General features: G+C 72.0%; 13 protein-coding genes. 3 read left to right on the top strand and 10 right to left on the bottom strand.

Features of this window, described 5'->3' with window-relative positions:
* Entirely contained in the window at positions 1-606 is a 606-nt protein-coding gene (locus ICC28_RS10785) for an SMI1/KNR4 family protein (protein WP_317453991.1), read from the top strand.
* A gap of 565 nt (positions 607-1,171) precedes the next feature.
* On the opposite strand, the gene ICC28_RS10780 is transcribed toward ICC28_RS10785, so the two are convergent.
* Positions 1,172-1,801, bottom strand: a complete 630-nt coding sequence (locus ICC28_RS10780) for an ATP-binding protein (protein ID WP_188288236.1) — start codon at positions 1,799-1,801, stop codon at positions 1,172-1,174.
* 152 nt (positions 1,802-1,953) lie between these two features.
* On the opposite strand from ICC28_RS10780, the gene ICC28_RS10775 reads away from it, so the two are divergent.
* Both ICC28_RS10775 and ICC28_RS10770 read left to right on the top strand, forming a co-directional pair.
* Positions 1,954-2,826 (top strand): helix-turn-helix domain-containing protein, encoded by an 873-nt coding sequence (locus ICC28_RS10775; protein WP_188288235.1) that lies wholly within the window; start codon positions 1,954-1,956, stop codon positions 2,824-2,826.
* Complete coding sequence (locus ICC28_RS10770; RefSeq protein WP_188288234.1) at positions 2,823-3,026, top strand: DUF397 domain-containing protein; 204 nt, start codon at positions 2,823-2,825, stop codon at positions 3,024-3,026. Before ICC28_RS10775 ends, ICC28_RS10770 begins: the two co-directional genes overlap by 4 nt.
* 8 nt (positions 3,027-3,034) lie before the next feature.
* Here ICC28_RS10770 and ICC28_RS10765 read toward each other — a convergent pair whose 3' ends face one another.
* The 9 genes from ICC28_RS10765 to ICC28_RS10725 all read right to left on the bottom strand — a co-directional run bounded on the left by ICC28_RS10765 (position 3,035) and on the right by ICC28_RS10725 (position 20,177).
* Positions 3,035-4,828: a GMC family oxidoreductase N-terminal domain-containing protein gene (locus tag ICC28_RS10765; protein ID WP_188288233.1), complete on the bottom strand. Its 1,794-nt coding sequence runs from the start codon at positions 4,826-4,828 to the stop codon at positions 3,035-3,037.
* Positions 4,829-4,868: 40 nt separating this feature from the next.
* Complete coding sequence (locus ICC28_RS10760) at positions 4,869-6,482, bottom strand: succinic semialdehyde dehydrogenase (RefSeq protein ID WP_188288232.1); 1,614 nt, start codon at positions 6,480-6,482, stop codon at positions 4,869-4,871.
* 129 nt (positions 6,483-6,611) lie between these two features.
* A complete protein-coding gene (locus ICC28_RS10755; RefSeq protein WP_411158583.1) occupies positions 6,612-8,213 on the bottom strand; it encodes a serine/threonine-protein kinase in 1,602 nt (533 codons plus the stop codon).
* Positions 8,214-8,272: 59 nt separating this feature from the next.
* The gene (locus ICC28_RS10750) at positions 8,273-9,967 is read right to left on the bottom strand and encodes a serine/threonine-protein kinase (protein WP_188288230.1); all 1,695 of its coding nucleotides are present in this window, start codon (positions 9,965-9,967) and stop codon (positions 8,273-8,275) included.
* Between the two features lie 81 nt (positions 9,968-10,048).
* Complete coding sequence (locus ICC28_RS10745; RefSeq protein ID WP_188288229.1) at positions 10,049-11,197, bottom strand: serine/threonine-protein kinase; 1,149 nt, start codon at positions 11,195-11,197, stop codon at positions 10,049-10,051.
* 100 nt (positions 11,198-11,297) lie between these two features.
* Entirely contained in the window at positions 11,298-13,061 is a 1,764-nt protein-coding gene (locus tag ICC28_RS10740) for a serine/threonine-protein kinase (protein WP_188288228.1), read from the bottom strand.
* A gap of 129 nt (positions 13,062-13,190) precedes the next feature.
* Positions 13,191-15,887 (bottom strand): protein kinase, encoded by a 2,697-nt coding sequence (locus ICC28_RS10735; protein WP_188288227.1) that lies wholly within the window; start codon positions 15,885-15,887, stop codon positions 13,191-13,193.
* A gap of 175 nt (positions 15,888-16,062) precedes the next feature.
* Positions 16,063-18,051: a serine/threonine-protein kinase gene (locus tag ICC28_RS10730; protein ID WP_188288423.1), complete on the bottom strand. Its 1,989-nt coding sequence runs from the start codon at positions 18,049-18,051 to the stop codon at positions 16,063-16,065.
* Between the two features lie 419 nt (positions 18,052-18,470).
* Positions 18,471-20,177 (bottom strand): glycerol-3-phosphate dehydrogenase/oxidase, encoded by a 1,707-nt coding sequence (locus tag ICC28_RS10725; RefSeq protein WP_188288226.1) that lies wholly within the window; start codon positions 20,175-20,177, stop codon positions 18,471-18,473.
* Between the last annotated feature and the right edge of the window lie 168 nt (positions 20,178-20,345).

Raw genomic sequence — 20,345 nt, 5'->3', positions numbered from 1 at the left:
GTGAAGAAGGACTACCTCGGACGCGTGTTGGACATGCTCGGTGAGCCGTCCTGGCAGTACCGGGATCCCGAAGCATGGCGAAAATTGGAGAACGAGCTGGGGGTGAGTCTCCCGGCAGACTACAAGGAGATCATCGACGCCTACGCCCCTGTCCAAATCAACGGCCACCTGTACCTGAGCCATCCAGCGACCGAACGCTGGAACCTGGGCGAGAAGATCCGAAGGACCTCCGAGGCATGGTCGCAGGTCGAGTGGGACTGGGCGGAGCCGGATGGTGACCCACGAACCGCGCTGGGCATGGAGCAGTTGACCTTCGGTACAGCGGACGGTCTGATTCCGATCGCCTCCACTGACCGCGGGGAGACAATTTTCTACGCCCCTAAGGGCGCACGCGGAAGAGGGTCGCTCTTCATCGAGGACGGCGAAGGTGAGTTCTTCGAGTACTCGTTCTCGTTCTCGAAGTGGCTCTACCTCTGGCTCATCGGCGAGGATGTGGCTGGACCGAACAGCAGTGCCTTCTATCCTGGCCCTGTTGTCTTTGAATCGCTTCCGATGAGCGAAACTGACGAGCCGCGCTCATGGGTCGGCCCAGACCGCGGAATGTGACGTTACAGCAGTTCGCCATTCAAAAAATGCCGCAGGACGTGACGACTCCCTTCGCGGACCTCAAGAAAAGGACAGAGCACTGAGCACGAGTACATGGTGAGGTACCCAAGCGCAGGCAATCCGCGAAGACGGCACCTGGGTGCGGCAGCGGGCCTCATAACCCTGTGCCTTGCCGCCTGCACAACTGGGGTTGCCACAAGCACCGAGCGTCCGAAAGGCGCAGATCGATCGCCAAGGAGCTCGGCTTCTGCGACGGCGGGTAGCGGCCCTCACCGCCCTCCTCCCCGAGCCCCTCCGCGACTACGCCTCCATCCACCGCACCGACGAACACCGCGGCTACGCATCAGACGAGATCGCCGTCGCCTCAAGACGGCGGGCTCAGTACCGGTACGACTGGCTCCAGCGGCACGACCGGCGGCAGCTCAGGTGGCGTTCCTCAGAATCCCGACCAAGGCTCGACACCTCCGCCCGCCCCGAACCGCCCCTCCCTCACCCCCGAGGTCGATTCGGGCCAGTGGAAGCCCGGCGATCCGGTGCAGGCGACGGCGCCCGTCGTGATCCCCGATCAGGGCTGACACGCCTCCCGTACCAGCACCGGCTCCGCCGCGTGCACGCGTAGCGCCGGCCCCTCGTCCAGGTCCAGGACCACGGCGGGGCCGCCTGCCGCGTACTGCTCGTTGCGGATGCCGAGGACGGCACGCCAATCGCCCCACACGCGCACTTGTTGCCCGACCCTCACCATGACCGCCGCGACCTCCCTGGCCTCCGGCTCGGCCATGAGGTCGGGGGCCTTCAGCTCCGCGTACACCGTCTTGCCGATTCCGGCCGCCCGTCGCTCCACGCCCCATCGGTGGGCAAGCGACCGCACGAGGAACAGTCCGCGTCCGTCCGTCTCGCCGTCGCCGGGCTCCCGCACCTCGGGGTGACCCGCTCCGGCGTCGCTCACCTCCAGGCGGAGCAACCCATCGCCTACCGAGCGCGCGATCCGTACGCCGACCTGCCGGTCGCTCGGCACGGGTACGCGCAAGGCGTTGGTCACCAGCTCAGAGAGCACCAACTCGGCGTCCGCCGCCGTGTCCTGGGAGACACCCCAGCTGCCGAGCATGGCGTGCAGTAACGCACGTGCCCTGCGTGCGCTGCGGGGGGTTCGGGGCAGGCGGAAGACGACTTCGTTCGAACGGGAGTGTTCTGCCATGGCGTCCCCAAAGCGTCGATTGCGGTGACTCGGTCTCCATCTCGGCAGGCAGCATATGAACCCACGCAACGTTGCACCACGCTACGTACCTTGCTTCATCCTTTCGGGGAATGTCACAGCTGTCGAAGTGCGCCTCTGGTAGGGAGTTGCACATGCCTACTGTCAAACCGTCCACCGTCCTCGGCCGCCAACTGGGAGAGGAGCTACGGAAGTTCCGTGAGGCGGCAGGTGTGTCCATGGCGCATGCCGCGGAAGCACTCGACTGCACCAAGGGCAAGATCAGCCGTATCGAGAACGGGCACGTCCCTGTGCGTACACCCGACCTGATCGCCCTCATGCAGGCGTACGGGGTGGAGGAGCCCACGTCACGGGAGCGCCTTGCGGCCCTCGCCCGTCGTGCCAATCGGCGTCGCCGGGAGGGCTGGTGGCATCGGTATGCGTCCGTACTCAGCGACACGTACGTCGATCAGATCGAGATGGAGTCCATCTGCGAGAGCATTCGGACGTACCAGGTGCAGCTCGTGCCCGGGCTCTTGCAGACAGCGGGGTACGGACGAGCAGTGACCGTTGCCTCACGTGCCTGGCAGACCCCGGAAGAGATCGACCGCTTCGTCCAGGTGCGTCTCGCCCGGCAGGAACGGCTCACGGGTGAAACCCCGATCGAGTACTGGGCGGTGCTCGCAGAAGGCGTGCTGCATCAGCAGGTGGGCGGCCCCAAGGTGATGAGCGCTCAACTGGATCATCTTGCGGCCATGGCACAGCGCCCCAACGTCACCATCCAGGTGCTGCCCTTCTCGCGCGGTGCCCACTCCGGCATGTTCGGCCCCTACCTGCTTCTGAGCTTTCCGCAGTTGGCCGCGCTCGACCTCGTCCTCACCGAAACGCCGACCGGCAACATCTGGATGGAGCGGGAAGCGGAAGTAACCAGTTACCGCAGGCTCTTTGACGATGCGCGGATGGCAGCATTGCCGCCGACGGAATCACTGGCACTGATCCAACGCACCGCCAAGGAGTACAGGTCATGAGCAACGCAGGACCCGCATCCGCCCGCAGCGACGCAGCGCTATGGCGCCGGAGCAGCTACAGCGGCGGGCAGGGCGATTGCCTCGAACTCGCCCACAACATCCCCACCCACGCCCCCATACGCGACAGCAAGCACCCCTCCGGCCCGGTCATCCCCTTCACCCGTGCCGCCTGGCAGGCCTTCGTGACGCGCCTGGGCTGATCGGCGGCTCAGTCGGCCCCGCTGCCCTTCGGCGGCACCGTCGGCATCCCCAGGAACGGCAGCCGCAGCGCGCCGAAGGCCTCCGCCGGGACCGCCGGTGCCTTCGGCTCGACCGGCTGGAGACGCTCGTACGGTCGTCCCTGCGCCGGACGCGGGTCGGGCTCGCCCTTGTTGGGCCAGTACGACATGGCCCGCTCGGCCTGCGCGGTGATGGTGAGGGAGGGGTTCACGCCGAGGTTCGCGGAGACCGCGGCGCCGTCGACGACCGAGATGCCGGGGTGGCCGTAGAGGCGGTGGTACGGGTCGATGACGCCCTCCTCCGCGGTGGCGCCGATCGGGCAGCCGCCCAGGAAGTGGGCAGTCAGCGGGGTGCCCATCAACTCGCCGACGTTGGAGCCCGCGAAGCCGTTGATCGACTCCGCGATGGCCGTGGCGCCCTCGGTGGCCGCCTTGATCTGTTTGGGGTTGGGGCTGCCGTGGCCCTGGCGGGCGGTGAGCAGGCCCTTGCCGACGCCGTCCGGTTTCAGGTACGTCGTCAGGGAGTTGTCGAGGGACTGCATGACCAGGCCGATGATGGTCTTCTCCGACCAGCGGCGGTTGGAGAGGGAGCGGAGGACCTGGACCGGGTGGCGGGCCGCGTTCCTCAGCCAGGCCGCCACCCTCGACGAGCCCTCCGCGTAAGGGACTTGCAGGATCGACAGGCCGCCCATCGAGTTGGAGCCCTTGCCGTAGCGGACGGGCTCGATGTGGGTGTTCTCGTCAGGGTGGATGGACGACGTGATCGCGACCCCACGCGTGAAGTCGACCTTCTTCTCACCGGTGACCTTGCGGTAGCGCCGGTCGTCGGTCTGCGCGCCCACCAGCGCCTCGGAGTTGGTGCGGGTCAGCTCGCCCAGACGGCCCGACAGATACGGCAGTTGTCCGGTCGCCTTCATGCGGTGCAGCAGGGTCTGCGTGCCGTACGTGCCCGCCGCGAGCACCACCCGGCGGGCCTTGAAGGTGCGGCCCTTCGACGACTTCCGCCGGTTGTCCGTCGGCAGCGTGGCCACGGCGTAGCCGCCCTGCGAGTCGTCGGTGACGGAGACCACCGTGGTCATGGGGTGCACGACCGCGCCCGCCTTCTCGGCAAGGTAGAGGTAGTTCTCGTTCAGGGTGTTCTTCGCGCCGTGGCGGCAGCCGGTCATGCACTCGCCGCACTCGGTGCAGGCCCTGCGGGACGGCCCCGCGCCGCCGAAGTAGGGGTCCTCGACCTGGCCACCCGGCCGCGCCTTCGCCGAGCCGTCGGCGTCCTGTCCGTCGCCGAAGAACACGCCCACCGGCGCCATGTGGAACGTGTCCCCCACGCCCATCCGCTCGGCCGCCGCCTTCAGATGGACGTCGGACGGGGTCATCGTCGGGTTGAGCCGCACCCCGAGCATGCGCCGGGCCTGGTCGTAGTACGGCGCCAACTCCTCCTGCCAGTCGGTGATGTCACGCCACTGCGGGTCGTCGAAGAACGGCTTCGGCGGTACGTAGAGGGTGTTGGCGTAGTTCAGCGAACCGCCGCCGACACCCGCGCCCGCCAGGACCATGACGTTGCCCAGCAGATGGATGCGCTGGATGCCGTACATGCCGAGCCTGGGGGCCCAGAGGTAGTTCTTCAGGTCCCAGGAGTTCCTGGGGAGGGACTCGCGGGTGAAGCGGCGGCCGGCCTCCAGGACGCCCACGGTGTAGCCCTTCTCCGTGAGGCGAAGGGCGGTGACGGAACCGCCGAAGCCCGATCCGACGACGATCACGTCGTAGTCATAGGTGTCCTGTGGCACGTGCTCTCCTCGTTGAGAACGGGTGTTCCTACCAGAAGCGCTACTTGAAGCGCAGGACCTTCATCAGGCGCAGGCTCCTGCTCATGAACCGGGCGTACTGCTCGTCGTCCATCCCCAGCGACGGCGCCATCGGCAGCAGCCGCTGCTGGGCGACCGTCTGGGCCTCGGTGTACTTGAGGATGCCCTCGGAACCGTGGCGGCGGCCGAGGCCGGAGTCCTTCATGCCGCCCATCGGGGACTGGACGCTGCCGTAGGCGGGTGCGTAGCCGTCGTTGACGTTGACGGTGCCGGTGCGCAGGCGGGCGGCGACCGCGCGGCCGCGCTTGCCGTCCTTCGTCCAGACCGAGGAGTTCAGGCCGTAGGGCGTGGAGTTGGCGTGGTCGACCGCCTCGTCCTCGGTCCGGAAGCGGTAGACGGAGACGACCGGGCCGAAGGTCTCCTCGGTGCACACCGCCATCGGTTCCGTCACGCCGTCGAGAATCGTCGGCTCGAAGAAGTACGGGCCGATGTCCGGTCGGGCGACGCCTCCGGCGACGACCTTCGCGCCCTTGGCGACGGCCTCCTCGACATGGCGGGTGACCGTCTCCAGTTGCCGCTCCCCCACCAGGGAGCCCATGTCGGCGCCGTAGGCGAGGGACCTGCCGAGCCGCATGGCCTTGGTGCGGGCGGCGAAGCGCTCCAGGAAGGCGTCGGCGATCGACTCGTGGACGTACAACCGCTCGATGGAGATGCACAGTTGGCCGGCCGAGGAGAAGCAGGCGCGTACGGCGCCGGCGGCGGCCTTCTCGATGTCCGCGTCCTCCAGGACCAGCATCGCGTTCTTGCCGCCGAGTTCGAGGGAGACGCCGACCAGCCGGGCGGCGGCGCCCTGGGCGACCTCGCGGCCGGTGCGGGTGGAGCCGGTGAAGGAGACGTAGTCGGCGTGGCGGACGACCTCGGGGCCGACGACGGGGCCCTCGCCGAGCACGACCTGGAAGACCTCGGCGGGCAGACCGGCCTCGACGAGGAGGTCACGGGCCCACAGTGCGGTCAGGCAGGTCTCCGTGTCGGGCTTCATCACCACGGCGTTGCCCGCGACGAACGCCGGCAGCGCGTCGCCGACCGACAGCTCCAGCGGGTAGTTCCAGGGGGCGATCTGGCCGACGACCCCGCGCGGGTGGCGCAGTTCGGTGACGCGGGTCAGGGTGGGCATGGCGCCCGCGTGCCGCTTGGGTCCGAGGTAGGCGGGGGCCCGGCGGCCGTAGTGGCGGGCCGCGACGGCGACGGCCTGCACCTCCTCGTGGGCGTGCAGCCGGGCCTTGCCGGTCTCCAGTTGGATCAGGTCCAGCACCTCGGCCTGGCGCTCCAGCACCAGGTCGTGGAAGCGCAGCAGTACGGCGGCGCGCTGCCGTACGGGGGTCTGGGCCCAGACGGCCTGGGCGGCACGGGCGGCGGCGAAAGCTTTCTCCACGTCCGCGGGCGTCGACTCCGGCAGATCGGCCAGCTTCTCGCCGGTGAACGGCGTGTGGTTGGCGGTACGGCCCGAACCGACCACGCCCTTGGTCAGCCGGGCGACCAGCTCGGGGGTCACCACGTCGGCGGCGGTGCGGGCGCCTTCCGGGGCGGGGGCGAGGGGGTTCGTTCCGGTCAGCACCGGGGCCTGGGAGTCCGTCATGACGCGCAGGGTATGCCGCGGCGCACACTTTGTGTACCCGGCGGTAACGAGGATTCACCGAGCGCTCACACGGCGCCAGTGACTGCTGGCAACAAATGCGCTGATCAGGGCGTTGTACGAGCCACCCGATCAGTCGGCTGTGATGTTCAGCCCGTCGCGCACCCGCTGGAAGACCGCCATGCCCTCCTTCTCCGCCGCCCCGCCCTCGGGCATCTCGACCCGCAGCTCGTAGAGCCGGTTGTGGTCGGTGCGGACGAACAGCTCGACGACCCGCCGCCGCAGCTCGGGGTCACCGTAGGTGCTGTCGGACCGCACGGCCTCCCAGCCGCGGAAGCCGGTCTCGGTGTGCCGCGAGCGCGCGTTGCCGTAGACCTTCCAGGTCCTGGCGTGCTCCTCCGCCTGGCTCAGGGGAGTGCCGGGGGCGTTGTCCCACTGGGTGAGGCGGACCTCGACGTAGCCGTCCGGGTCCGCGTACTCGACCATGCGGGGCGGGAAGTTCTCACCGCCCGAACGGGAGAACTCCTCGTACGCGGCGGGCAGGGCGAGGGCGGCACCCATGTCCTTCTCAGTGCGTACGGTCCAGCCGTCGGCGATGGTGGCGGTGGCGGTGGGAGAGGCGGTGGCGCTGGGCGTCGGCTTCGGGGCGGCCGAGCGGCCGGTCGCCGTGTTCGTCGCGTCCTTCGTACTCGCGTCCTTCGTATCCGCGCCGCCGTCAGGGCCGGTGAGGGCCGAGGCGCCGAGCCAGGCGGTGCCGGCGAGAAGAGCGCCGACGAGGGCGAGCGGCGCGGGGCGGCGGTGAAGGGGGCGGCGGACGACGGGTATCGGCTCGGGTTCCGTGGCCGGCGGGGCGGCGGCCGGCAGGGTGTCCGCTTCGGGGTCGACCTCGACCCCTGCCTGTTGCCCGCCCAGCCGTACGGTCCGTATGTCGTCCCCGAACTCCTGCAGACCGGAGGGGTCCTGGACCTCGGGAGCCTCCTCCCGCGTCTCGCCAGCCGCCGCCTCCAGCGCCGCCGCCACCTCGTCCGGCTCCGGGCGCTGGGCGGGGTCCTTCTCCAACAGCCGTACGAGGAGCGGGCCGAGGGGTCCGGCCTGCTTCGGCGCGGGCAGGTCGGCGGTCAGGATCGCGGCGAGCGTCGACTCCACCGCCGTACGCCGGAAGGGCGACCAGCCCTCCACGGCGGCGTAGAGGAGGACTCCGAGGGACCACAGGTCGGAGGCGGGGCCCGCGCCACGGCCGGACATGCGCTCGGGTGCAACGAATTCCAGCGAGCCGACGAACTCGCCGGTGGCCGTGAGGGAGTCCTCGCCCTGGACGTGGGCGATGCCGAAGTCGGTGAGGACGACGCGGCGGTGGCGGCCGAGCAGGACGTTGGCGGGCTTCACGTCGCGGTGCACGATCCCGACCGCGTGCGCGGCGCGCAGGGCGCCGAGGACCGCGAGGCCGATACGGGCGGCCTCGGCGGGCTCCAGCGGGCCCCGCTTGAGCAGCTCGTGCAGGGACTCGCCGCGGACCAGCTCCATGACGATCCAGGGCTGGTCGTCCTCCTCCACGACGTCGTGGATGGAAACGGCGGACGGATGGTCGACGCGGGCGGCGGCGCGGGCCTCGCGGTGGAGGCGGCGGGCGGCCCGCTGGTGGACCTCGTCCTCCGGATCGCCGGGCAGGCGGGGCTGCTTGACGGCGACCTCGCGGCCCACGAGCTCGTCGTGGGCCCGCCAGACGGTGCCCATGCCGCCCGAGCCGATCCGCTCGGCCAGCCGGTAGCGGCCGCCGACCACGCGTCCTTCGCTCACAGTTGGGTGATGTCCAGGTCGTCGATGACCTTCTGGGCCACTTCGCGGCCGCGGTCGGTGAAGTCACCCTTGCCGGGATAGCTGATCGTGACCTTGTACATGTCGCCCTTGGAGCTCTTGTAGTAGAACATCCGCAGTTCGCGGGGGCGGGGGTTCTGGGTGTCGTCGGTGACGTAGGCGATCGTGTTCTCGGCGGCCTTCCTGCCCTTGTACGAGGTCTCCTGGGGGTCGGTGTCCGGGTCCTCGGGCATGTCCAGCCGGTAGTCGCCGCTCTCGTTGAACTTGTCGTCGTCCTTGTACATCTCGGCCGCTGCCGACCCGGCGATGCTGCTGCCCGTGCCCTCGGCCTTCCTGTCCACGGTCAGGCCGACCAGGATGGCGCCGCTGTAGTCCGCGTACGTGACCCAGTTCTTCTCCGTGTCGTCGGGTTTCGGCTCGGTCGCCTGGTAGTCCTCGGGGACGCTCAGGGTCACCCCCAGATCCTGGTGGGCCCGCTGCGCCCAGGCGTCCGGCTCCGCCTCCCCCGCGAAGGGGTCGGCGCCCACCACGTACGCCCCCACCACGGCCACGACGACCGCCGCGCCGAGGCCGGCCAGCGTCTTGCGGCCGAGCCGGACGCCGCCCTTGCCGCTGTCGTCGGAGCCGTTGAACTGCACGACCTGCGTGGGCGCGGGCGCCGGCGGGCTGACGGCCCGCTCCAGCAGCGCGCGCGTCCGGGCGGCGTCGGGACGGGCGGCCGGGTCCTTCTGGAGGAGGCCGGTGATGACCTCGGCGAGCGGGCCCTGCGCGGAGGCGGGGGCGGCCGGGGTCGCGTTGAGGACGGACTGGAGGGTGGCCGGGGTGTTGCTGCGGCGGAACGGCGAGACGCCCTCCGTCGCCGCGTACAGCACCACGCCGAGGGACCACAGGTCGCTCGGCGGGCCGGGGCGCTGGCCCAGCACCCGCTCGGGGGCGATGTACTCGGGCGAGCCGACGAAGCCGCCGGTGTCGGTCAGATTCGTCTCGCCCTCGATCTGGGCGATGCCGAAGTCGGTGAGGACCACGCGGTCATGGCGGCCGAGCAGGACGTTGTCCGGCTTCACGTCGCGGTGCAGGACACCGGCGGCGTGCGCGGCCTCCAGCGCGCCGAGCACCTCCAGGCCGATGCGGGCGGCCTCGCGGGCGCCGAGGGTGCCCTCCTGGAGCACATCGCCCAGCGAGCGGCCCTGCACCAGCTCCATCACGATCCACGGCTGGCCGTCCACGACCGCGACGTCGTGCACGTTCACGACAGCCGGGTGGTCGAGCCGGGCGGCGGCGCGGGCCTCGCGGCGCATCCGTTCGAACGCGTTGGCGCGTTCGCGCTCGGGAAGGTGGTCGGGTACGCGGGGTTCCTTGACGGCGACCTCACGGTCCACCGTCTCGTCCTTGGCCCGCCACACCGTGCCCATGCCGCCGTGGCCGAGCTTGGCCAGCAGCCGGTAACGGCCCGCGATCAGGCGCCCGGTGCCGGGATCCGGGGCGGGTTGCGCCTGCTGCTGCGGGGTTTGCTGCGGAGCCCGCTGCGGGGTCTGCTGCGGGGTCTGCTGCGGGACGACCTGGGTGGGCGTCGCATACGGGTTGCCCGGGTGCGGCACCGGCGCCTGCGGCGGTTGCAGACCGAAACTCGTTGGCTCGTCGGACCCGTAAGGGGCTCCCCCGTTGCTGTTCATACGTCCATCCATATCGCGCCAAGGGTCCCTCCATCCACTTCGAACACTGTGCGGTCACCGAGCCGTGACTCCCGCTGGGGCTTATCTCCCGTTTATGCGTGTGCTGGGGGCGGGTGGCGGTGTCGAGGGGGTCGGGGAGACGCCGGGCGGGGTGCTCGCGGAGGCGCCGGGGCTTGTGGAGGGGCCGGGGCTTGTGGAGGCACCGGTGCTCGCGGAGGCGCCGGTGCTCACCGAGCTCCCGGCCGAGGTGGTCGGCGAGGGTGGCGGAACGTTTCCGTTGCCGTCCCCGTTCATCAGCAGCGCCACCGCCGACACTCCGACCCCCGCCACCGCGGCCACCAGCACCACGCTCACCAGCACGCTGCGCGGAGAACGCCAGGCGTGCGCGGGCGCCGGTATGCGCCCGCGCGCCAGGAACTCCCGCAGCATCCGCTCCGCCTGCGCCGCGTCCAGACGGCGCCGCGGATCGCGCTCCAGCAGGCCCCGTACGACGGGCAGGAGAGGCGCGGCCTGCGCGGGCGGCCGTATCTCGTCGGACACCACGGCGAGCACGATGCCGCTCAACGAGTCCCGCCGGAACGGCGATTCGCCGCTCACCGCCGCGCACAGCAGCGCCCCCACCGACCACAGGTCGGAGGCGGGACCGGTCCTGGCCCCGGCCATCCGCTCGGGCGCGGTGTACTCGGGCGAGCCGACGAAGGTCCCGGTTTCGGTGAGGGTGGAGGCGCCCGCGATCCGGGCGATGCCGAAGTCGGTGAGGACGACCCGGCCGTCGCTGCCGAGCAGGACGTTGGCGGGCTTGATGTCACGGTGCAGGACACCGGCGGCGTGCGCCGCACCCAGCGCGCTCAGCAGGTCGGCGCCGATCCGTGCGGCCTCGGCCGGGTCGAGGGGCCCGTGGGCGCGGATACGGTCGTCCAGGGAGCCGCCGTCGATCAACTCCATGACGATGTACGGCCGTTCGTCGTGCTCGACGATGTCATGGACCACGATGACGTGCGGATGCCGGAGCTGCGCGACGGTGCGCGCCTCGCGCAGGGTGCGCTCACGCCACCACCGGGCCTCCGGCGCGGAGAGGGTCTCGTCGAGCGTGAGTTCCTTGACCGCGACGCTCCGCCCGAGCAACTCGTCGGTGGCCCGCCATACGACACCCATGCCGCCGCGCCCGAGCCGCGCCTCCAGGCGGTAACGGCCCGCTATGACACGGAGGTTGTTCCCCTGGCTGCCCATACGCCTCATCATGACGCCCCGGACGGAGACCTTCCGGAGCGCCGACCGGCCAAGTGTGCGCGCCAGACGCCGCGAGGCAGGCGGGACCTCGAAACACGCCCTACGGCTCGCGCCAGCCCTGGAGCACGGTCTCGAAACGCTTCTGCGTGGTGGGCCAGTCCTCCGTCGGCGAGGCCATGTAGAACGCGTACTCGACGCCACTGCCGGCGATGTACATCTGGTCGACGGCCCGGTACGGCCCCGGGAAGTCGGTGTCCTTCGGCAGCGCCGTCCAGGTCCACTCCATCCGGGAGGCCTGCATGTCACGGTAGACCTTGCGCTCCAGGCTCAGCCGCTGGTAGTCCACCAGCCGCTGCCCGAGCTGCCAGTCCAGGCTGGTCAGGTGGGCGTTGGCGTCGTTGAAGTCCGGTGCGGTGTCCATGGCGATGCGCAGGATGTGCTTGCCGCCGTCGGGCGAGTAGTCGACCTGGGTGAGGTCGCCGTCCTTCTGAAGGTTGCTGCGCTTCCAGCCCTTGGGCAGGGAAAGGCTGAAACCGAGCGGGTCCTCGACGGTCTCCCAGCCGGCCGGAACGTTGCTCTGCGGGGACTTGGACGGAGTGCCCCCGGTCGTCGGGGTCGGCGAGGCGGAGGTGTCCTTCGCCCGCCGTCCGTCCTCCCACCAATGGAGAGCCACCGCGGTGCCGCCGGCGACCACCGCGGCGAGCGCCACGAGCAGCGCGAGCGTACGCAGTCCGCGGCGACGCTTCGACGGCGAACCACCGCCCGGCCCGGAGGCGTGCGGCTGCGGCGCGGTGCCGTGCGGACCCGGCTGCGGCGCGGTGCCGTGCGGACCCGGCTGCGGCGCGGTGCCGTGCGGATGCGGACGCGACGGGGCGCCGTGCGGATTCGGCGTGGTCCCGGACCCGTACGGCGTGGTGCTTGGCGCATACGGCGTAGTGCCGGCCCCGTACGGCGTGGTACCGGACCCGTACGGCGTCGTGGTCGCCGTACCGGGATCGAGCCCGTCGGGGACGCGCCCCGTGGGCACGTACGCCTGTGCCGCGTCCGGTCGGCGTCCCTCCGCCGCCTCGGCGAGCATCTGCTCGGCCGCGACCGCGTCGGGGCGGGCCGCGGGGTCCTTGTGCAGCAGCGCGGCGATCGCCGGGCCGAGCGGGCCGGCGTGCGCGGGCTGCGTGGCCTCCTCCTCGACGACCGCCTGCATGGTCGACAGCGGGGAGGTACGGCGGAACGGCGACCGGCCCTCCACCGCCGTGTAGAGCGTGGCACCGAGCGCCCACAGGTCGGAGGCCGGGCCCGGGTCGTGGCCGCGGATCCGCTCGGGGGCGAGGTAGTCGACGGAGCCGACGACCTCTCCGGTACGGGTGATGGTGGTGTCGCCCTCGATCTGGGCGATGCCGAAGTCGGTGAGCAGGACACGGCCGTCCTCGGCGAGGAGGACGTTGCCGGGCTTGATGTCGCGGTGCAGGACACCGGCGGTGTGCGCGGCCCGCAGGGCGCGCAGCACCCACAGGCCGACGCGGGCGGCCTCGCGCGGCTCGATCCGGCCCCGTTCCTTGACGGCGTCGGCCAGCGAGTGGCCCTCGACCAGCTCCATCACGATCCACGGGCGGGCGTCGTGTTCGAGCACGTCGTGCACCGTGACGACGGCGGAGTGGTTGATCCGGGCGGCCGCCCGCGCCTCGGCCCGGGTACGGGCGAGCAGCAGCTCCTGCTCGCTCTCGGAGACGTAGAGCGCGGCGGTCAGCTCCTTGATCGCGACAGCCCGGTGCAGCACCTCGTCGTGCGCACGCCACACGCGGCCCATGCCGCCGCTCCCGATGGCGTCGGCGAGCCGATAACGCCCCGCGAGGAGCTGGCCCTGCATCTGATTCACGTTGCCCCGCAATGCTCTTGACAAGGTCAGATTAGGGACCGGGCAGCACTCAGGGAACGGGCGGGGTGGGACAGAGACAGCACTGTGACGGTTGCCGTCACCCAGAGTTGGGGCGGTGGATCAGCCGGTGACCTGGTACGTCGCCGACGCCTGCTCGAACAGCCGCGTCACCTCGTCCCGCTCCGCCTCCGGGCCGCGCACCTGCACCACGTGGTACCGCCCGTCGACGAGCATCGCGAGATTGCGCACGAACCGCTCCCGCCCCGCGTCGTCGGTCCAGGTGAACTGCCCCTCGGCCATGGTCCGCCCGCCGACCTGGATCGTCTTCAGACCGGTCGAGGTGGCCCAGCTGGAGTCGCGGTAGGGCTGGAGCTCGGGCTCGTCCTCCCGCTGGTACGCCATCGGATCGCTGCCGTACTTGGCCGCGGTGTCCCGGCCCGGTACGACGATGAGCTCGAAGTTGCCGTGCGAGTACACCACTTGCCCCCGGCCGTTCTCCGGGGTGCGGTCCCAGCCCTTGGCGACGGCGATCCGGAAGCCCTCGTCGTCCGTGCGCAGGGCGAAGCCGTCGGCCACGTCCGGGCCGGTGGTCTGCGTCTCGGTCGAGGCGGCGGACTCGGACGCGGTCGGCTTGTCCTGCCCGCCCGTTGACGTCTGGTCGGGCCGGGGCTCGCTGCTGGCCCGCGGAGCCTGGCCGACCTCGCCCGTGCTGCCGGTGCGGTCGGTGTCGTCGGCCCCGCCGGGTTCGGCCTTGGGCATGAACAGCACGGCGTAGGCGATCGCCGTGGCCATCAGCAGCAGGACCAGCAGAAGCAGGGTGCGGCCCAGCCGGCGCGGTGAACGCACCTCCTGCCGGGCCCGCTTGTGCCGCCCGTGGTGCGCGGGCAGCCCGGCGCGCCGCCTGCGCACCAGTTCGCCGCGGCGGCGTACGACGGGCAGCCGGCGGGCGTCGACGGGCGGGGCTGTGACGACATGGGCGCCGGCCTCCGGCTCGGGCGCGGAACGCACCAGCGAGCGCAGCCAGCCGCGGAGTTCCTCGAAGTCGATGCGTTCGGTGGGGTCCTGCCGCAGCAGCGACTCGACCACCGGCCGCAGCGGCCCGCACTCCTCCGCGAACGCCGGCGGCTCCGCGCACACCATCTGCACCAGCTCGGCCGTCGACTCCTCCGGGTACGGAGCGTGCCCCTGCACCGCGCGGAACAGCAGTGCCCCGAGCGCCCACAGGTCGGTCGCGGGGCCGATGGGCGCGGCCAACTGCCAGTTCTCGTGCACGGGCCCGGCCTGCTCCGGCGCCCACCGCTCGGTCACCGGCCCCACCACAGCCATCCGCGCCTGCCGTGCCCGCTCGGCGGCCAACGCGGTGGCGGGCCCCCGCCGCACAGTCGCACCGCCACCGGCTGCGTCCCAGCCACCGGGGGGCGGGGCCCCGTTCCCGCCGGAGGGCAGGGCGGCACGGCCGGGGGCCTCGGGGGTGCCGGGGTGTCCGCCGGGAGTGGTACGGCCGGGGAGAGCGGGGCCGGAGCCGAAGGCGGCGGTGTCGGGGCCGGCGGGCAGGTGGCCGGGGCTGCCCGGCCCGGCGCTGGTCGTGGGGCCGACCGCTCCGCTGCGCGGTGCCGCTCCGTGCCAGGCGGTGGCGGAGGTGGTGCGCACGCCGTAGGGGTCGGCTATCTGCCCCGGCGGCATGGTGGCGGCGCCGTTCGGGGGCTGCCCGCCGTTGCCTACGGGGTACGGCGGCTGAGGCTCCGCCGGTGTCGGCGTCCCGGGGTCGGGGCGGGCCCCGGGCAGGGCTGCTCGGCCGCTCTGCTGCGCTTCCTGGACGCGGGCGGCGGCACGGGCGCCCGCCCGGTACGCGGCGATCGCGCCGGCCCTCGCGGCCCGGACGTCCGCGCCGCTCTCCACGGCCCTGGGCGGCGCGGGCGCGACGGCGCCTCCGGTGACCGGCGGCAGTCCTCCGGCCTCCCGCGCCTCGATCGCGGCACGCCGGGCGGCCTCGGGATCGCCGTCGAGGGCCACACCCCCGCCCGGACCTCCCCCGGGCCCGCTCATGCCCCCGCCGAGCCCGCCCGGAGCTCCCCCGGGCGCGCCCGCACTCCCGCCCGGAGCTCCCCCGGGCCCACTCATACCTCCGCCGGATCCAGCCGGCCGGCCCCCTGGCCCGCTCATGCCCCCGCCGAAGTCCGCGCCCCCGTCGTCGTCCGGTGCCGGTACCGGGTCGTAGCCGCACAGGGCCTCTTCCGCCGCTCCGACCGCGAGGCCCGTCAGCATCACGCGTCCGTCGTCGCAGACGAGCACGGTGCGGGCGGTGACGTTCCGGTGCACCCAACCGTGGGCGTGCAGCACCCGCAGGGCCATCAGCACGTCGGAGGCGACCTCGGCCGCCCGGTACGGCGTCAGCGGCTTCTCCGCGAGCAGCGCCGCCAGCGGGCGCGCGGCCACCAGCTCGCTGACGATCCACAGCGAGCCGCCCTCGGCGAACACGTCGAAGACCTGGTCGAGCCGGGGATGGTCGGGTATCCGGGCCGCCGCCTGCGCGGCCTCGACGGCGCGCCGCACGGCCGGGTCGCTGGGCCGCCGGATGCTGCCGCGCGCCGAGGTCCGCCGCGTACCGCCCCGCTCGCGCGCGGTGAAACCGTCGGGCAGCCCCTCCGCGTCGAGCACCTCCGCCTCGACGACCTCCGGCAACGGCACCTGCCGGACCAGGACTTCCTGTCCGCTGTAGGTGTCAAAGGCCCGGGACTCGGTGAGTTCGTACTCGTCGGACGGCGGCAGCGGCAGGCGGTAGCGGTCGGCGAGCACCCGACCCGCATAGTCGTCCACGATGCCTCCCCCGGCCGCCCGGTTGGTCAAATCCGTTCGCCTTGCGTCCCGTTGTGGATACTCATCCGGCTGCGTACGGTCCGCAAGCACTCACGATACGTGCCGGAGGCAACGTGCAAAGCGGGGATGCCAGATCTCGGACCCCAAACCGTGACCACTCAGGCGCGGCGGCGGTTCACGCCTTCGCCTTGAAGGACTTGGTCAGGGTCCGCCATGTGTCCTTGCGCAGCTCGCTGTCCCACCGGGCGGCTTTCGCCGTGTACATGATTCCGTACCCGAGTCGGTCGTCGACCACGGTCCCGCGGTCGACGCTGCGGTACTTGGTGCCGTTCTCCACGTAGGTGAACTCCCAGTCGGCCGTGTTCCAGCCGCGGTAGTCCACCGACTCTATTCGGATCCTCTGGTACTGGGGGCGCTGCATGTAGCGCTCCTGGTTCTTCCAGTCCGCGACGGGGTCGTCCTTCGGGGTGGTCGTCCAGCCGATGAGCAGCTTCTGCCCGTCCGGCCCGGTGAAGCGGTCGCCCGCGGCGCTGGTGGACTGGTACTTCCAGCCCTCGGGCAGTCCGATCGAGTAGCCCTGGCCGCCCTGGTGGGTCGAGGCCGCCGGGGCCTTGCTCCCGGAGGAGTCGTCCGAACCCGAACCCGTGCCACTCCCCCCGGACTCGGCGGCACCGGCACTCGGCGTCGACTCGCTCGTGGCCGCGCCGGACCCCGAGGCCGGGGCGGATGCCTGGCCGTCCGTATGGGCGCCGCCGCTCTCGTCCTTCTTGGTGTCGGCGCCGGCACTGGCGGACGCCTTGGTGCCACCGCTGCCCGCGGCTCCCTTGGAACCGTCGCCGTCCCCGCTGAACGCGATCGCCAGCACCACGCCGATCACCGCGAGCGCCACGACCACCGCGATGATGACCAGCGTCCGGCGCGGCACGACGTCGGTGAGCGGCGCCCTCGGCACGGGCCGCGGCGGCAGGTCCGGCGGCGGCACCACGGGCCACCCCGAACTACGCCCACCGGTCTGCGCGTTACCACCGGGCTGTGCGCCCCCACCACGCTGCCCGGCCTCCCCGGCGGAACCGGAACCGGGACCCGTCGCAGCCGACCGCCCGGCCGCGGCCCCCGGCTCCGCCGCCGAAACGGCCGTGTCACCACCGGACTTGGTACGCGCCGCGGCCGTCGCCCCGGCCGCCACGGCGGCCTTGCGCACCGACCGCAGCGCCCCCTTCAGCCGCTCGGCGGCGGGCTCGGCGGGCTGCGCGGGCAGCGGCACGACCCGCGTCGCGTCCAGCGCCGGCTCCGGCTCGGCCGCCTTGGGCTCGGGCGCGTGGATGACGTCGTTCAGCATCTTGCGCGCACCGGCGTCGTCCAGCCGCTGGGCCGGGTCCTTGGTGAGCAGCCCGTAGATGACGTCCTTGAGCGGGCCGGCGTTCTTCGGCTCCTCCAGCGGCTCGGTCATCACCGCGGTGAGCGTCGCGATCGCGGAACCCTTGTCGTACGGGGGCACGCCCTCGACCGCCGCGTACAGCAGACCGCCGAGCGACCACAGGTCGGCCGCCGGGCCCGGCTTGTGCCCGCGGGCCCGCTCGGGGGAGATGTAGGAGGGCGCGCCGACCAGCATGCCGGTCGAGGTGATGGACGGGTCGCCCTCGACCTGGGCGATGCCGAAGTCGGTGAGCACGACCCGGCCGTCCTCGGCGATCAGCACGTTGGACGGCTTCACGTCCCGGTGCAGGATGCCCTCGCGGTGGGCCGAGCGCAGCACGTCGAGGATGGCGAGCCCGACCTCCGCCGCGCGCTTGGGCTCCAGCAGGCCGTCCTCCCGGATGGCCTCGGCGAGCGACTTGCCCTCGACGAGTTCCATGACGATCCACGGCCGGTCGTCCTCGTCGACCACGTCGAAGACGGTCACCGCGCTGTTGTTCCGGATCCGCGCGATGGCCTTGGCCTCACGCAGTGTCCGCGTGATCAGCCGGCGCTTCTCCTCGTCGTCGATGTTCCCCGGGAACCGGAGTTCCTTGACGGCGACCGTCCGGCCCAGGGTCTCGTCCTCGGCGCGCCACACCGTGCCCATGCCGCCGCGGCCCAGTACGTCTCCCAGCCGGTACCGCCCGGCGAGGAGACGTGCGCTGTTGTCCTGACGGGATGTCCCCGCCCGCTCCGCCTCCGACATGCGTCCCCTCATGCAACCCGCCCTGACAGAGCCTCCATTGTCTCTCACCCGACAAGTGCCCAACGCCCAGGGTGCCCCTCGGGACGTACCGGCCGCCGCACCCCCGGAAGTCCGGCTTCCGGGCATCCCCGTCGGGGCGGAACCGCCGGTTCCCGAACCACCCGCCACCCCCGCGGCGGACGCCCCCGACACCGAACACGCCCTCCTCTCCGCCCGGTTCTGCCCTCACACCTCCTGCAACGACCCGGAACCGAACGAAGATCCCGATTCACGACACCCGTTCGAGTGACAGCCCGCGGCCGGGCGCGGAACCCGGAGGCCAGGCGCGAAGCCCGGAGGCCAGGCACGGAACCCGGAGGCCGGCCGCGGAGCCCGGAGGCCGGCCACAGCCCCCTGGATCCCGGACGCAGCCCCCCGCATCACAACGGCACGATGTCGGGCGCCCCCAACCGCGCCGCGTCCGCCGTCAGATCGTCGGGCTGGCGCTGCGACTCCCGCTCGGCCTCCACCCGCTTGTCGTAGTGCTCGACCTCGCGCTCGATCTGGTCCTTGTCCCAGCCCAGCACCGGCGCCATCAGCTCGGCCGCCTCGCGGGCGCTGAGCGTGCCGCGGTCGAAGGTCTCGATGGAGATGCGGGTACGCCGGGTCAGCACGTCGTCCAGGTGCCGTGCGCCCTCGTGCGAGGCGGCGTACACCACCTCGGCACGCAGATAGTCCTCGGCCGCCCCCAGCGGCTCGCCCAGCGAGGGGTCGGCGGCGATGAGGTCGAGCACCTCCTCCGCGAGGGACCCGTACCGGTTCAACAGGTGCTCCACCCGCACCGTATGGAGACCGGTGCGGGCGGCGATCCGCGCCCGCGCGTTCCACAGCGCCCGGTAGCCCTCGGCCCCCAGCAGCGGGACGTCCTCGGTCACGCACTCGGCGACCCGCAGGTCGAGCCCGTGCACCGCCTCGTCCACCGCATCCTTGGCCATGACCCGGTACGTCGTGTACTTGCCGCCCGCCACGACGACGAGCCCCGGCACCGGATGGGCCACGGTGTGCTCGCGCGACAGCTTGCTGGTGGCGTCCGACTCGCCGGCCAGCAGCGGCCGCAGCCCGGCGTACACGCCCTGCACGTCGTCGCGCGTGAGCGGCACCGCGAGCACGGAGTTCACGTGCTCCAGCAGGTAGTCGATGTCCGCGCTGGACGCGGCCGGATGCGCCTTGTCGAGGTCCCAGTCGGTGTCGGTCGTCCCGATGATCCAGTGCCGCCCCCAGGGGATGACGAACAGCACGGACTTCTCGGTGCGCAGGATCAGCCCGGTCGCGGAGTGGATCCGGTCCTTGGGCACGACCAGGTGGATGCCCTTGGAGGCCCGTACGTGGAACTGCCCCCGCTCCCCCACCATGGCCTGCGTGTCGTCGGTCCACACGCCGGTGGCGTTGACGATCTGCTTGGCGCGGATCTCGTACTCGCCGCCGTTCTCGACGTCCTGCACGCGCGCGCCGACCACCCGCTCGCCCTCGCGCAGGAATCCGGTCACGCGCGCCCGGTTGGCGACCCGGGCGCCGTAGGCGGCGGCGGTGCGGACGAGGGTGGCGACGTAACGGGCGTCGTCCATCTGGGCGTCGTAGTACTGGAGGGCGCCGACCAGGGCGTCCTTCTTCAAGGCGGGCGCCACGCGCAGGGCGTGACCGCGGCTCAGATGGCGGTGGACGGGCAGGCCGCGTCCGTGCCCGCGGGCCATCGACATGGCGTCGTAGAGCGCGACGCCGGAACCGGCGTACAGGCGCTCCCAGCCCTTGTGCTGGAGCGGGTAGAGGAAGGGCACCGGCCTCACCAGATGGGGCGCGAGGCGCTCCAGGAGCAGTCCGCGTTCCTTCAGGGCCTCCCTCACGAGCGCGAAGTCGAGCATCTCCAGGTAGCGCAGGCCGCCGTGGATGAGCTTGCTGGACCTGCTCGACGTGCCCGACGCCCAGTCACGCGCCTCGACCAGGCCGGTGGACAGGCCGCGGGTCGCCGCGTCCAGGGCGGTGCCGGCGCCGACCACCCCGGCGCCCACGACCAGTACGTCCAGTTCGCGCTCGGCCATTGATGCCAGTGACTCGGCGCGCTGCGCCGGCCCGAGTGCCGCTGTCCTCACCGCTGCCTCCCGCTGTAGGTCGTACCGGCCGCGCCCGTGGGGGCGAAGCCCGGTCGTATCCCCCATGCCCAAATTCTGACCGGCTTGCCCGACTTCAGCCACCACTCGCCACCAGCCTGTGGACAACCTCCACGGACATGCAGGGCAGAAGCCGGCCACCCCACAGGC

Origin of the sequence: Streptomyces sp. TRM68416 (genome assembly GCF_014596915.1) — a bacterium.
Classification (GTDB): Bacteria; Actinomycetota; Actinomycetes; order Streptomycetales; family Streptomycetaceae; genus Streptomyces.
Note: the sequence above shows the minus strand (reverse complement) of the source record. Positions and strands in the feature narration are given on the sequence as shown.